We start from the raw sequence: 13,441 nt of genomic DNA on the forward strand, positions 1-13,441 counted from the left end.
TAGCTAAAGATTCCATCCTGTTTTGAATAATGTTTTTGGCTCTTGATCGCTACATCATACATAAATTCAGCAACGCCATTAATTTCTCCACCTGCATCAAGAATCTGTTTAATTATTTCTACTTCAACTGTATTACTGCGTCTTGACTGACGCTCTGAATGAAGGACAAGATAAAGACCTCCATTTCCTTGTAAAAGTTTTTGCCAAGTGCCTGTAACTTCTTTTTCTTCTATACCTTGATCTTTTTCTTTTCCTTTTAGCTCAATATCATCTTTCCGATAAAGACGTGCAATAAGTTCACGAATCACTGGGGGTAAACGATGAGTAAAATCTAAAGCAGAACGCAAAATTGATTCATCAGTCACGTTAACATCTAAGTTTTCTTTAAGATTTTGAATCGCTTGGTATGCACTAACATAAGGTTGATAAAGTACAACAGGAGGACGGTCTTCATTTTCCCAGTCATGGGTAACAATAGGAGCAAGTTGTCGAGGATCTCCCGCTAACATAATTTCACCATCATTTTTGACTAATGTAGCTAAAGCAAGAAAGTGAGGAAATACCATCATGCTTGCTTCATCAACGATTAGGGTAGTTGTTTGAAATCCTTGAGGATAAGATCTCTCAAAAGTTTTTGCTTTTTCCAATTTTTCTAGCATCTTTAAAATTGCACCTGTTGTTCCACCAATCACTAGAACAGAGCTAGAACGCATTTGATTTATCTTTCTAAAGCAAGAATCTGCTTTAAAGTCTTCTATAATTCCACCTGTAGCTTCCTTTATCTCTGAAGAATGCACTTTACTCAACTGAATTGATGGTATGGATTTAAATCCTGGTTTAGCTAAATGCTGGTTTAAAATAGGTAAAAGATTGTTTAAACGTAAAAGTAAATTATCTACAGCCGTATGAGTATGAGCCGTAATAAGAACAATATCGCCAGCAGAACAACGTACTAAGATTCTGAGAAAAGTAGCGATCGCAGTTGTTTCTGTTTTACCTGTACCTGGTGGCCCCTGTAAAAGTTGAATTCTTGTTCTTAGTCCATCTATTACTGCTGCAATTTGCTTATCATCTAGCTTTTTACTGTTTGATAGCGGTAAAGCTTGGAGTAGATTTCTATATTGCTCTAAATCACTCGCTGAAAGAGTAGTTTGGGGTGGAATTTGAGGATTTTGCGGAGCTAACCACTGACAAACAGGATTTCCTTGACTGTCTTGTAGTTTCTGATCAACTCTTCCAGCCACAAAATCTGAAGGACTTTCATCAATAGTAGCATAATCATAAATATCTTCTTCCTTTGAGAAAAAACGACCACGAAGTTGATAACGATCTGGACTGTTTGTTTGTCTAACTGCAAGTTTAATTTCTCGACTATCCCAGTCAATTGCTTCTACAACACAGGTACTCCCACCAGCAAAAAGTTGATTAATTGTTTGACCTTGATGTGGATCATCAGAACTAGGACTAAGCCTAACAAAAGAACCTACATCAATGGTACAGTTAGCTTGCAAAACTTCAGACGGAATATTGTATCTATCAATATTAATCTCTGCTCTTAGTATATTATTACCCTGTAACACTACATTTTTGAGAGGGATTGTTCTCCCTAAAGAAACACGATAGATAGGTGGTACTAAATGACTGGTAATCCAATCTGTTACCTTAACGTGCTGATCTAAACGAAGAAAATCAATAGCTGCTTGAGCTGCACCATCCACACCCAACTTAAATTTGCGTAATTTCTTAATATCCAAAGATTCTTTTTTTATTTCTGAATTTTTAAATATAATTCCCTCTTCAACCCACCTGATAGCATGAGTACGAGCGCGAAAATACTCGTTTAGAAAATTAGGTTCTTGTGCTTGATTGTAACGTTCAATGGAATTTTTTAATTGAGATTTATGTTTTAAGGTGTCAGGATCGGGAACTTCATCCCAATAAGCACGCCAATAAGCCGCACTTAGAGAATTAAAGTATCTTAGCCGAATCTCAAACTGATGTTTACGGACATTTTGATAATTTGATGTTGCCCATTGATTATTAGTATCTATCTGTAAATTGGTTTTAAAGTCGAAGACATCTTGAGAAAATACCTCATCTAAATTAACCAGTTGTCCATTAATGTCCCGTCTCCAGTGGTAACGTCTTCCAAACCACTTGAGAGATGTTACAACCGCTAAATCTCTTCCTGTCCATCCTAAAGCATAACGACGATCTACTTCATCAGAAAGACAAGAATAAATTAGTTGTTCTAAACTTTCACGACAACCAAGTAACTCTCGTAAATGACTCAGTAGTTGGGAACTGACACGAGAACACCCCTCAACCAGTTGGGTCATTTCTTGACGTGACCAAACATAAAAATGAATTGGGGCTTTTTCAGTTTTTGCGACTTCAGCTATCCTATCAACTAATTCCAATAAAAATCCTTGTATTAGCTCTTTTTCAGAACCGTTATCTTCTTTATACTCTCCTGTCCAGGCTGATGTTTTGAACTTAATTACATCTGCACCTTCAAGTTCTTTTACTTTATAAATAGGTTTATCGTTTTCATCGTGCTCTTCCTCCATGTATTCTTTAATTTTAGGATCGGGTTGCCATTGGCTATCTTCATTTTTCTCAAATTTCGCATCTAATTTTCCTTGACTTTTAGTGACATGAGCAGCCAGCGCACCTATTCGATTTTCAACATAATCATATTCAATAGAAAGATAGACACGGAGGAGACGTTCACCATTAATTAAATGTTCTGGTAGTTGACTTTGACCTGAATAATTTGGCAGTGCTTGTACTTCATAAGTATCTGGAGCAAAATCTCCACCAGGAAGGGTATGCCTACGGGTTTGTGCCTTCAATTTAAGAAGTTCTAAATTCTCTGTAAAACTTATATTTTGTTGAATTTGAGTAACTTGATTACCTTTTAAATCGAGATCTGCTAAATCATCAATATCCTTTACACCTGTTTTCTTCAATACAGTAACAATTGATGAATCTATTCCTAACAATTCTAAGCGGCGTTCTCTTGCACTCTCAGCTAAACAATGCACACTCAAGGTACAGTCACTACATTTTTGGTCTAACTGATAGTCTAAATCAGCTAAGTCAGTTTCGACAATACGTTTTAACGTCCCATCAGACGCTATTAGACGACTAATATCAGCTTCTATAGTATCCAAATTGAGGGCTTGAGATTGAATAATATCCTGAATTTTATTGGTATTTTCATCAATGCGGACAACAACACATTCAATATTTTCAGGTTTGAGGTTTACTCCACTGATAGTAATTGGATTCCCTTCTATCATTTGTCGTACAAGCATTCGATACAAAGCAACCTGTACTTGATGATAAGTCCGATCTTTACGAGATGCTTTACCTTCAACTAACCGCAGCTTAGGTTCATTGTTTTCCCACAAAACAACTACGAAGTCAATTTGCCCACGAATATTAAATTCTTCAAGATTTGCATTGATAGAAATTTCTCGCCCATAAGCTTTTTCTTCGGAGGGCAAATTCTGTATTTCTTGAACAAAGTCATTCCAGTCAGTTACTATTGCTTTATCTTGCTCAGGCTTCGGACTCGTTTGATTTAGGTTCCGAAAACCATCTTTTTTGAGAGAGTCTTCCCATGCTGTCTCTCTTCTTCGACCTGCTTCTTCCAGAACCGGATCTAAAGAAGTAGCAAAAATCAACTCAGAGAATGGAATTTGTTTAGCAAGTTCGTAGTCGTTAAATTTTAACTTAAATCGCCGATCGCAGGATTGATAACGAATATATTCCGCAATGTCTGTAGCTCTAACTGATGGTTTTGTTGTTGACATAGCAATAGCAAATTTATCTACTCTAAATAGAGATGGTTTTCACAATCAAGATAGACGCAGGGAATTTAAGAGTGGCTGTAGTGTTAGTTTAACTCAAGATCCTGGCAGCAACCATCCCCTAATAGAAAATTTTCCCTGACGCCATCGGCTGGGGTGAGGCATGACAGATGCTGAACTCAAGCGATAGATTTCAGCGCTGCACACCGACTGCTGTGTGATGTAAACCGATCGCGCCGTCCCACTCTCCAAATCAAAAATTGATACTTTCGCTCTGCAAGTTCAGCACTGCCATCTCACCACAAGATAGGTTGTTTGTCAACTATTCTGCTAAAGGGCGACCAAAAGAGGGTTTCAGCGATCGCACTACTCGAGCAATTCATGAAAAAAGTTAGCCTTCAGATTTGATATTACTCCCAGTAATTTTCCCAATCATCCTTAAAAGCTTGCTGCAATCTCTGCATATACGCATCAGTCTTAATCTTCACCATCCACAGATTATTAGCATTGCGGCCTCCCTTGCACACAACACCTTCATCCACACCGTATTTCCCCTTGCGAAGATCATCCATAAACTTGCCCGTCAGTTTGCCGCGATAAATCACTCGCGCAATATTTAATTTACCAAAATCCTGAATAAACCGATCGGGAACAACCATACCGCCCTCGGTTTCCACATCAAAAAGAACCAGTTGTTTGCGATCGTCCTTTTGGTGCATTCCCGCAAACGAGTTAGCCCCAAAAAACTCTGTAAACACAGTAATTTCAGCGCATTGATACTGTTCGTTCTCTCGAAATATAGACTCTAACGGATTAGCAAAGTCTCTTTTAAATATTTCCGGTGCTGCTTCTAAACCTGGATGTGCAGCATTAAATTCTGCAATTCCCATCTCATCCAAGTCAAATCTACTGCGGCGCGTACCAAAAGCATACCAACCAAGCTCAACTTCCCAAACCCAATGCAAATTAGTGCCATCGTACTTCTCAAAAGCTATACAGTGTTCATGAGGGCAATTTTTACTATCGAGAATTTTGGGATAGGCAAGTTGAACTCGTGTCATATTATCAATCACCAATAATAAAACTCGTTTGTAGTGAAGATTTTAGTCACTATTAAGCTGTGTGTGCATTTAAATTCATGGTAAAATAGTTTTTCACTCCTGTGAGGTGGGCAGGAAAACCCGCCCTCAACATACAATTTAAATGCACAACAGCTTACCTAAACATATTAAGATTTGACTAAAATCCTCACTACATACAAACTTTATGTGGTTTTTAACAGTTTCCCCCCTTCCTCTTCACTTCTAAAAATCCATCAGTTGAGCAGTTTGAACGGCTACTTCTTTAATCTGGGAACCGCGGCGCACTTTCAGTTTTAGAATTTGACCGATTTTGCTGTTGTCCACCAAACTTTGCAACTGTTCCGCCTCAGTCACTCCCTCACCGTCAATTTGAACTATCACATCCCCTTTGCGAATCCCTGCTTTCTCAGCAGGGGTGTTGGGCACAACTCTCATCACTAACACTCCATTAACTTCCGGGACAATCAAAGGAGCATTGGGGTCAGAATTATTCTCTCTGGCCATTTCAGGAGTCAAAGCAATCATCTGAATCCCCAAAAACGGATGGCTGACTTGTTCTCCCTTGGCTAACTGCGCGTAAATGGCCTTGGCTTTGTCGATCGGAATCGCAAAGCCAATACCCATTGCATCAGCTCGAATCGCCGTGTTGATGCCAATCACTTCTCCTCTGCTGTTTAACAGCGGGCCGCCGGAATTGCCGGGATTGATGGCGGCGTCGGTTTGAATGAAATCGAGCCGCTTGTCGGGAATGCCGACGGCTGCACTGGAGCGTTTGAGGGTGCTGATAATGCCCAAGGTGACGGTGTTGTCAAATCCCAGGGGGTTGCCCACGGCGATCGCCCAATCTCCCACTTTCACCGCGTCGGAATCTCCCAAGGTGGCAGTCGGTAAGTCTAATTGCTTAGTATTAATTTTGACAACAGCCAAATCTGTTACTTCGTCAGTACCTTGCACTTCTCCTGGAAATGTCCTGCCGTCGTTTAAGGTGACAGTCACTCGATCGGCTTTGTCAACTACGTGAGCGTTGGTTAAAACAATCCCGCTTTTGTCAATAATGAAGCCGGAACCTTGACCGCGTAAGCGTTCTTGTCTGGGGGTCATGCTCCGTAAATCTTCTCCCAAAAATCTACGGAAGAAGGGGTCTTCCATTAAAGGGTCGAGGTTGCGACTGACAGTGCGCTCGGTATCAATGCGGACAACTGCCGGCCCGACTCGATCGACAGCCGCCGTCACAAAACTGGCTGTATCCGCCGGGAGTTCCCCGCCCCGCAGCGCTAACAGTTGCGGATTCGAGGGAGTGGCTGGGGAATTCGGGAACTGTAAGTTGGGCGGATTTGTGAACGTCGCGGCTGCTGCGGGTGCAGCATTGATTGTTAAAGCACTCAGGGCGATCGTGATTCCTAAAATTACGGCGAACCAACGAGCACCGATTCGAGGTGTGGGGCGAAAAAACTTAAATAGTCGCATAGCGTCAATCTTTGTTAGTCTGGGTTAGTCTGGTAAAGGTGTGCGATCGTGCGGGCTCAATAATCTGCCACTATGAAGATCCTAAATATATTTTGACAGTTACAATACATGAGTCACCAGCCCGCACCAACTCACCATATTCTGAATTCTAACTTTTAAATTTCCTTCGTAACCCCAATGATTCTATCTGATACTTCTACTGACAAATCCTTGCCCTCAAATTCCCACCACCATCACGACGATAAATCAGCCCACCCTCACCATCACGATGAAGAATCGATGCGGCGGCTGGTAAATCGCTTGTCTCGGATTGAGGGACACGTCCGAGGTATTAAAACAATGGTGCAAGAAAACCGTCCTTGTCCCGAAGTTCTCGTGCAAGTTGCGGCGGTTCGAGGCGCGCTCGATCGCGTCGCGAGAATCATTCTTGACGAACATTTAACTGAGTGCATTGCCCGAGCCGCTAAAGAAGGTAATATCGATACGGAAATAGAAGAGTTAAAAGCCGCTTTGGATCGGTTTTTGCCTTAGCAGCTACCAATTTTTACATTCATATAACAAAACTTGCAAATTAGACAAAACTTGCAAGTTATGATTTCTGACGCTTTTTTTGAGCATCTTTCAAAAACGCGGGAAAATCATCAAATCTTCTCCCCCTCACCCCCATTGCCACAACATATAATTTATATGCTCCGCAGTTTATGAGAGCAATTTTTGTTAAAAAAGAATTTGTCAGATTTGTCGTGATGACGCAAATCATCAAAATCTTCAAAAGCTGACGGCAAACAATTAGATAATCGGTGCTTAATCCGACGCGGTATGAACTGTCTAGACTTTCGTCAGCTTGGCTTTTAGGTGATATCTGACTGTTGCGTAAACGGCTTTATAGGAAGCCTCAATGCTGTATTCCTGCTGCAACCACTCTTGAATCTCTCCATAGCTTTTAAAACCTTCCTGGGGGTCGCTGAGGCGCATTGCCAAACTAGCGCGGGCCAGAGGAGGAATGGCCGGTTTACGGCCGCCGCTGTGCTTTGTTTCGAGGAGTCCTTCAAGTCCGTCAGAGCGGTACTTTCTCAGCCACCGCTGCACTGTAATTCGATTGACCCCGATCGTCATTGCCAATTCTTTAACTGTTTTAACATGACAAATTTTGAACAGGTAAAGTGCTTGAATTTTTTGAAAGCCGCTTGCCGTTTTTTGTTCAGTTAACAGGTTTTTTAGCTCTTCACTTGTCTCTGTGATGCTAAGTTTACATACTCCAGCCATATCAATTACCTCACGATTCGCGTTCTACAATACCTTTTTTTGACAAGGGAGCGAAAGCTGCTCCGATCCTAAATGCTGACCTTTTGTTTGCCCTGAAGCAATACAAAAGCGATCGTTCTCATTAAACTTTTTCCTTCCTGGAGGCACTCGGAGGCTCAGAAACCGGATTATTTTAACCTGGAGCAAGGTTGCAACAATTTTTTTTGGTAAAAAACCCGGTTTCTGGGTCAGTTTTGTATTTAATGGACAAGCGTCATTGCTAATACTGATAGCCGTTAACCGATCGACTGTAACCTTAGCGGAAATAGGTGACTCTTAAGGAATACCATTTATTCTCTTATTGTTAAACATCTATCATGGTTTTCCTAGTATTGATTGGTATTTTTTGCGAACGTATGAGCGATTTTTAGTCATTAGGTGCTAGCAAACAAGCGAATGTCTGTACACCAGCGATCGCATTTTTATACAGACATTCTCCTAGTCCGCGAAGTGCATTTTTGGCATTCGCTGTGCGAAAAATCCTTAGATATCAGCACTCTCATCGGTCAGAGCGGGTAGCGCCGAGTGACCTTGCCACCGACTTTCTTGCCGCGGGCAAGTATCTGTGAAACTACTGGCTTTATCGCCAATTGAGTAAAACACGACTAGGATGGCATTGTCAATTTTTCAGGATTACAGTATAAGTATCGGCTATTTTTGCCCGCCTGCTGTGATCGAAAGGGGGGTTTCTATGTGATCGTACTAACATTGCCTTGTGATCTTGGTCACACTGCTACTCAGTAAGCTCAACTACCCACAAAAAGTTATGGGTTTGATCGGAGTTTCCACGTAGAATCTTGGGGATTTAGTTACGAAGTGCGTTCAAACTTGCTGTTAAAATTTTTAAATATTTATTTTTCCCCAAATGGAAAAAAGAATGCAGCTTTGTCTTTCACCCTCACCAAACCATCTAATTTGTACTCAAACCTTGCATATTGAGGGAAGTTTCAGGCTGGGTGTGAATATTTCAGAATCTAAAATTGCAGAACATCCGGTGCAACCAGCTTGCTGACAGTATTCTTCATTTAAAAGGTGTAGAGAAGCCACAATGAACGTTGACGAACTGCTCAAGCTATACGCAATAGGAGAAAGAAATTTTAGCGGGGTCTACCTGCACGAGGTCTACCTCTACGAAGCAGAATTGATTGGAGCCAATCTGTATGAAGCCGACCTGATTGGAGCCAATCTCAGCAAAGCGAAACTCAACAGAGTCAACTTTGGCAAAGCCAATTTGTGCAAAATTAATTTGAGAAGAGCAGACTTAGGTGGAGCCGACCTCACAGAAGCACTTTTAGTTGAAGCTAACCTCAATCGAGCTGAGTTGATGGGAGCGAACCTCAGCAAAGCAGACTTGAGCGGAGCTTCCCTGATCCAAGCAACTTTAATTGGAGCCAACATATCTCGGGCCACACTTAGCCGTGCAGACTTGCACGGAGTAAATCTTTATGGAGTAAACTTGCGTAGGGCGGTGCTCACAGAATGCGATTTAATTGGCGCCAACTTGAGCAAAGTAGACCTTAGCGGAGCCGACTTAATGGGGGCGAGTTTAATTAGGGCAGACTTGACTGAAGCGATTTTAAGTGCGTCAGACTTAAGCGGAGCAAACCTGTTGGGAGCAAACCTTACAAAAGTTAACCTGAGCGGAGTATATCTTAAGGGTACAACGATGCCCGACGGCACGATTCACGACTAATTTATTTGTTAATTTTTATGGTTGCCGAGAACAGCGGCTAAAGGGTAATGAGTAATTCATTACCCTAATTTATTGGCAGCGAAATCTTTATTTGACACTAAGGTAAGGCGGATAACTTCAATTTAGGGTGCTGATGGCGCCCAGAACTCCTACATACGGCAAGTCAAAAGATTTGTTGGGTGAACTTGTGTTATGGTGATTTTCAATTGCTTCGAGAAAAGCTATTTTAGATTTAATATTTTGGATTTTGGACGGTTAAAATGAAACTCAGAATCCTCGCTGCTGTAACGCTGCTGAGCTCGATCGCCCCGATCGCTCCTGCACCCGCCGAGAACATCCAACACACGCAACAATTACTAGCCACCCGACAGTGTCCCAACTGCGACCTCAGCAGTGCAGGCTTGGTTTTAGCCAATTTAACAGGAGCCAATCTCAAAGGTGCTGACTTGAGGTTGGCTAACCTCAGTCGAGCCAACCTCACGGGGGCTGACCTCAGCGGTGCTAACCTCAGCGGCACCAGCCTGTTTGGCGTCAACCTGACAGGGGCGAACCTCAGCGGAGCTAACCTCAGCGGTGCTGACTTGAGAAGTGCCTATCTCAGCGACGCCAATTTGCAAGGCGCTAATTTAAATAACGCGCAACTGCTCGGAGTTAGAGGAATGCCAACCAATGTCGGCACCGCTGAAGACTTCTACCGGTTGGGAGTGCTGGAAGCTCAAGCAGGAAACTACAGAAACGCCATTGATTATTACAATCAAGCGCTGAATCTGAAATCGGATTTAGCAGCCGTTTATTTTGCGCGCAGTATGTCTCGCGCTGACTTGGGAGACTTCGCCGGCGCGACTCAAGACGCCGATCGAGCAAACAAACTCTTTGCAGCTCAAGGAAATCCCCAAGGTCAGGATTTGTCAAAGCAGTTAGCCGAAGCTATTGTTGCACGTCAAAAGCCTACGGAACCCCGCACGGGCGGCGGTGGCAACTTTATGAGTCTTCTGGGCTCGATCGGTTCTGTGCTGGTGAAGCTAATCTTGCCTTGACGGTTGCCTAATTCAGGGGAATCTCGATCCAGAACTCTGTACCATGACCGGGTACAGAAACACACTTTAGTACGCCTTGGTGTTTCTCAACTACAATTTGGTAACTGATAGACAGTCCTAAACCCGTGCCCCGACCTACGGGTTTAGTAGTAAAAAACGGATTAAATATGTGAGAGATTAACTCTTTGGGGATGCCGTGACCATTGTCGGCAATGCAAATTCCTACCGTTTTTTTATTGATTAATTCAGTGCGAATCCGAATGCAAGGGGAGGGGAAATCAGGAATCAAACACTCGGTGGTGGCATTTATATCTCCTGACTCGATAGGCAGTATTTGCGAGCTTAAATGTGTCGCCGCTGCACTTGCCGCTTTAAATGGAACATTCATACCTCGCTCTTTTTTTCCCATTTCTAGGGCGTCAAGGGCATTACCGATCAGATTCATAAATACTTGATTGAGCGAGCTGGCATAGCATTCTACTAAGGGCAAATTGGCGTATTCTTTAATAATTTCTACGGTGTTGTGATCGGAATTGGCTTTGATCCGGTGCTGCAAAATCAACAGGGTACTGTCTATGCCATCGTGAATGTCAACGGCTTTTTTCTCGGCTTGATCCGTCCGGGAAAAATTACGCAAAGATACAACTAACTGGCGGATGCGTTCAACTCCGACTGTCATGGAACCCAAAATTTTTGGCAAATCTTCGGCAAGAAATTCGATGTCGATTGCTTCGGAGCACTCGCTAATTTCTGGGTTGGGATTGGGGTAGTGCTGGCGGTAGAGTTCCACCAAGCAGAGTAAATCTTTGGTGTATTCGCTGGCGTGGGACAGATTGCCGTAGATAAAGTTAACGGGGTTATTGATTTCATGGGCGACTCCGGCCAGGAGTTGTCCGAGACTGGACATTTTTTCGGTTTGAATCAGTTGGGCTTGGGTATTGTGTAGTTCTGTGACTGTTTTAGCTAGCTGTTCGGCTTTTAATCGATCGGCAGTTGCTGCATTGAGACTTTCTTGATAAAGTTCTGCTTGGTGAATGGCGATCGCAGCTTGAGCCGCTAAATGTTGCACCAATTCCTGTTCTGCTGTTTGCCAAACTCTCGGCCCCGAACACTCATGGGCAATCAGCAACCCCCACAATTGGGAATCTTTGCCTCTCATCGGCACAATTAAACTTCCTCTTACCTGCAACTCTTCCAAAAATTCGCGGTGACAGGCTGTTAAATCCTCAGTATAAATATCATTAATTGCTCGCACCCCTCCGGCTCGATAAAAGCACTCTGAGCCTTCGGGAAAGCATTCTTGTGGAGATGTGATACCTAAAATAGACCGCCACTGGCCGCAAACAGCTTCGACAACTACCTCGCCCTGTTTATCTGCTGCAAATTGGTAGATTACCGTGCGATCGGTATCCAACAAAACTCTGACTTCTCGCACAATAGTTTGCAGTATGATTTTTAAATCTAAGGTGCTGCGAATCTGGTCTCTAACTCGCGTCAATACTTTGGCAAAGTCCAAGGATTGTTGCAATTGAGCGGTGCGTTCTTGAACTTGGCGCTCCAAGTTGGCATTCAGGGTTTGCACTTCTTTATAAAGAACGTACTGCCCAATTGCCGAACAAAATTGGCTGCCTATAGCTAAAGCTTGCTCAATTTCCTCGTACTTCCACTCGGGCGACTGACCTTTTTTTATTTCTCGCCAGACTTCAAAGGATTGTCTGGGAAGGGTTTGTGCAGCGCTGGTGTCAAAGCGCCCCGCCCACATTTTTTCGGTATCTATTGCATTGCGAAAAATGGTCAAACAGCCGACTACTTGTTGTTTATAATGGAGGGGAATTACCAGCAAACCCCTAATTTTAGTAGATTGGAAAGCGGGAACTAAAACTCTAAATAGAGGTTCTTTGTATAAGTCAATAATTATCAAAACTGGGAATTGACAGTTAGTAAAAGTTGAAATTTTGGGAAGTTCTTCACTATTTTTAAATCCTTTGGTTAGCCATTCCTGCCAGAGGGGATGAGCTTCGATAGCCTTAACTTTTTCCCAATTGGGAAGTGTCGGTTGTTCTCCTGTGGTGAACAGTTCAAAGGTAGCATTACTGTGGGCGGGGGCAGTTGGCAATTCTCCCTCAATCTGGGGAGCGGATAACTTTTCACCGTTGATTTTCGGCAGGTTGAGATAGAGTCTGCCACCGCTGCCACCCAAAGCGGTGACGGTGGCTTCTAAACCTTGCTGCAGTTGAATGTTGACGTGACCATACAAAAGGGCTGCTATGCGGCTCACGGTAGCTTCGCGGGCGGCTTGAGAGCGGGTTTGCTGGAGGAGAAGTGCGTGGGCGATGGCGCTAGACAATTGATCTGATACGAGCTGAACTACTTCTAAATCTGCGGGTGAAATATTGAGGGGGGCACAGTGGTGAGACACTAAAAGTCCCCACAGTTCGATGTGAATTTTTTGATTATTTCCTGGCTCGTATCGAGTCAGACACGTGGCCGCCTCGCAGATATCTGTTTTGCTGTTTGGCGACGCGATCCTGCGGTGCAAAATCGGCACGACTAAGGAAGATTGCACTCCCATTGCCATCAGGTAAGCTGTGTGGCAAGGATCGAGCGCTCGGTAGTGCATCTCCTCCTTTACTAAAGGTTGACCGGTGTCTGCAGCATCGAGGGGGCTCAGGACGATCGTCCCTGAGTTAACATCTATGATTGTCCGCTGGCGCAAAGTGACATACATCTCCCTGGCGCTCGCAGGAATGTCGTCTGCAGGAAAGTGCAGTCCTTTCAAGGAAGGGAGATGGTTGTTATTAATTGACTCAGCAACAACTTCTCCACTGCCGTCAGCACTAAACCTGTAAATCATAATGCGATCTGTTTTCAAAAAAGACCGCACTTCTGCTACCGTATTGCTTAAAATATCTTCTAATTCTAGAGATTGGCGGATGCGTTCTGTGATCCGCCGTATCAAAACTTCTCTGTCTAGTTTATAATGTAATTCTTGCGTATTTTCTGTGAGTTGCATAAATCTCCTTTTGTACTTATACAATA

The 13,441-nt window shown here is 43.1% G+C and carries 9 protein-coding genes; 4 read left to right on the forward strand and 5 right to left on the reverse strand.

What is annotated here, in order from left to right:
• From QUA23_RS12940 to QUA23_RS12950, 3 genes are all read right to left on the reverse strand, one after another.
• Positions 1–3,821: AAA domain-containing protein (locus QUA23_RS12940; protein WP_333076360.1), on the reverse strand; the 3,821-nt coding region annotated here is incomplete at its 3' end.
• A 407-nt stretch (positions 3,822–4,228) separates the two neighbouring features.
• Positions 4,229–4,879, reverse strand: coding sequence for an RNA ligase family protein (locus QUA23_RS12945; protein WP_333076361.1), 651 nt, complete (start codon positions 4,877–4,879; stop codon positions 4,229–4,231).
• A gap of 243 nt (positions 4,880–5,122) precedes the next feature.
• On the reverse strand, positions 5,123–6,367 hold the full coding sequence (locus QUA23_RS12950; protein ID WP_333076362.1) for an HhoA/HhoB/HtrA family serine endopeptidase: 1,245 nt from the start codon (positions 6,365–6,367) through the stop codon (positions 5,123–5,125).
• Between the two features lie 177 nt (positions 6,368–6,544).
• Between QUA23_RS12950 and QUA23_RS12955 the strand changes: the two genes are divergently transcribed.
• Positions 6,545–6,898: a metal-sensing transcriptional repressor gene (locus QUA23_RS12955; protein WP_242723064.1), complete on the forward strand. Its 354-nt coding sequence runs from the start codon at positions 6,545–6,547 to the stop codon at positions 6,896–6,898.
• A gap of 297 nt (positions 6,899–7,195) precedes the next feature.
• On the opposite strand, the gene QUA23_RS12960 is transcribed toward QUA23_RS12955, so the two are convergent.
• Positions 7,196–7,633 carry a helix-turn-helix domain-containing protein gene (locus tag QUA23_RS12960; RefSeq protein ID WP_333068711.1) on the reverse strand — a complete coding sequence of 146 codons (438 nt, stop codon included), beginning with the start codon at positions 7,631–7,633 and terminating at the stop codon, positions 7,196–7,198.
• 435 nt (positions 7,634–8,068) lie between these two features.
• On the opposite strand from QUA23_RS12960, the gene QUA23_RS12965 reads away from it, so the two are divergent.
• The 3 genes from QUA23_RS12965 (at position 8,069) to QUA23_RS12975 (ending at position 10,402) form a co-directional block, all read left to right on the forward strand.
• The gene (locus QUA23_RS12965; protein WP_333076363.1) at positions 8,069–8,191 is read left to right on the forward strand and encodes a hypothetical protein; all 123 of its coding nucleotides are present in this window, start codon (positions 8,069–8,071) and stop codon (positions 8,189–8,191) included.
• A gap of 529 nt (positions 8,192–8,720) precedes the next feature.
• The gene (locus tag QUA23_RS12970; protein ID WP_190734746.1) at positions 8,721–9,365 is read left to right on the forward strand and encodes a pentapeptide repeat-containing protein; all 645 of its coding nucleotides are present in this window, start codon (positions 8,721–8,723) and stop codon (positions 9,363–9,365) included.
• Between the two features lie 260 nt (positions 9,366–9,625).
• A complete protein-coding gene (locus QUA23_RS12975; protein WP_333076364.1) occupies positions 9,626–10,402 on the forward strand; it encodes a pentapeptide repeat-containing protein in 777 nt (258 codons plus the stop codon).
• 7 nt (positions 10,403–10,409) lie between these two features.
• On the opposite strand, the gene QUA23_RS12980 is transcribed toward QUA23_RS12975, so the two are convergent.
• Positions 10,410–13,415, reverse strand: a complete 3,006-nt coding sequence (locus tag QUA23_RS12980) for a GAF domain-containing protein (protein ID WP_333076365.1) — start codon at positions 13,413–13,415, stop codon at positions 10,410–10,412.
• Positions 13,416–13,441: the final 26 nt, after the last annotated feature.

Origin of the sequence: Microcoleus sp. Pol1C5, from assembly GCF_036701115.1 — a bacterium.
Lineage (GTDB): Bacteria > Cyanobacteriota > Cyanobacteriia > Cyanobacteriales > Microcoleaceae > Microcoleus.

Excerpts from the sequence above, each read along its gene's own strand:
- QUA23_RS12945 (WP_333076361.1), bottom strand. The coding sequence starts at position 4,879 with ATGACACGAGTTCAACTTGCCTATCCCAAAATTCTCGATAGTAAAAAT.
- QUA23_RS12950 (WP_333076362.1), bottom strand. The coding sequence starts at position 6,367 with ATGCGACTATTTAAGTTTTTTCGCCCCACACCTCGAATCGGTGCTCGT.
- QUA23_RS12955 (WP_242723064.1), top strand. The coding sequence starts at position 6,545 with ATGATTCTATCTGATACTTCTACTGACAAATCCTTGCCCTCAAATTCC.
- QUA23_RS12960 (WP_333068711.1), bottom strand. The coding sequence starts at position 7,633 with ATGGCTGGAGTATGTAAACTTAGCATCACAGAGACAAGTGAAGAGCTA.
- QUA23_RS12965 (WP_333076363.1), top strand. The coding sequence starts at position 8,069 with ATGTCTGTACACCAGCGATCGCATTTTTATACAGACATTCTCCTAGTC.
- QUA23_RS12970 (WP_190734746.1), top strand. The coding sequence starts at position 8,721 with ATGAACGTTGACGAACTGCTCAAGCTATACGCAATAGGAGAAAGAAAT.
- QUA23_RS12975 (WP_333076364.1), top strand. The coding sequence starts at position 9,626 with ATGAAACTCAGAATCCTCGCTGCTGTAACGCTGCTGAGCTCGATCGCC.
- QUA23_RS12980 (WP_333076365.1), bottom strand. The coding sequence starts at position 13,415 with ATGCAACTCACAGAAAATACGCAAGAATTACATTATAAACTAGACAGA.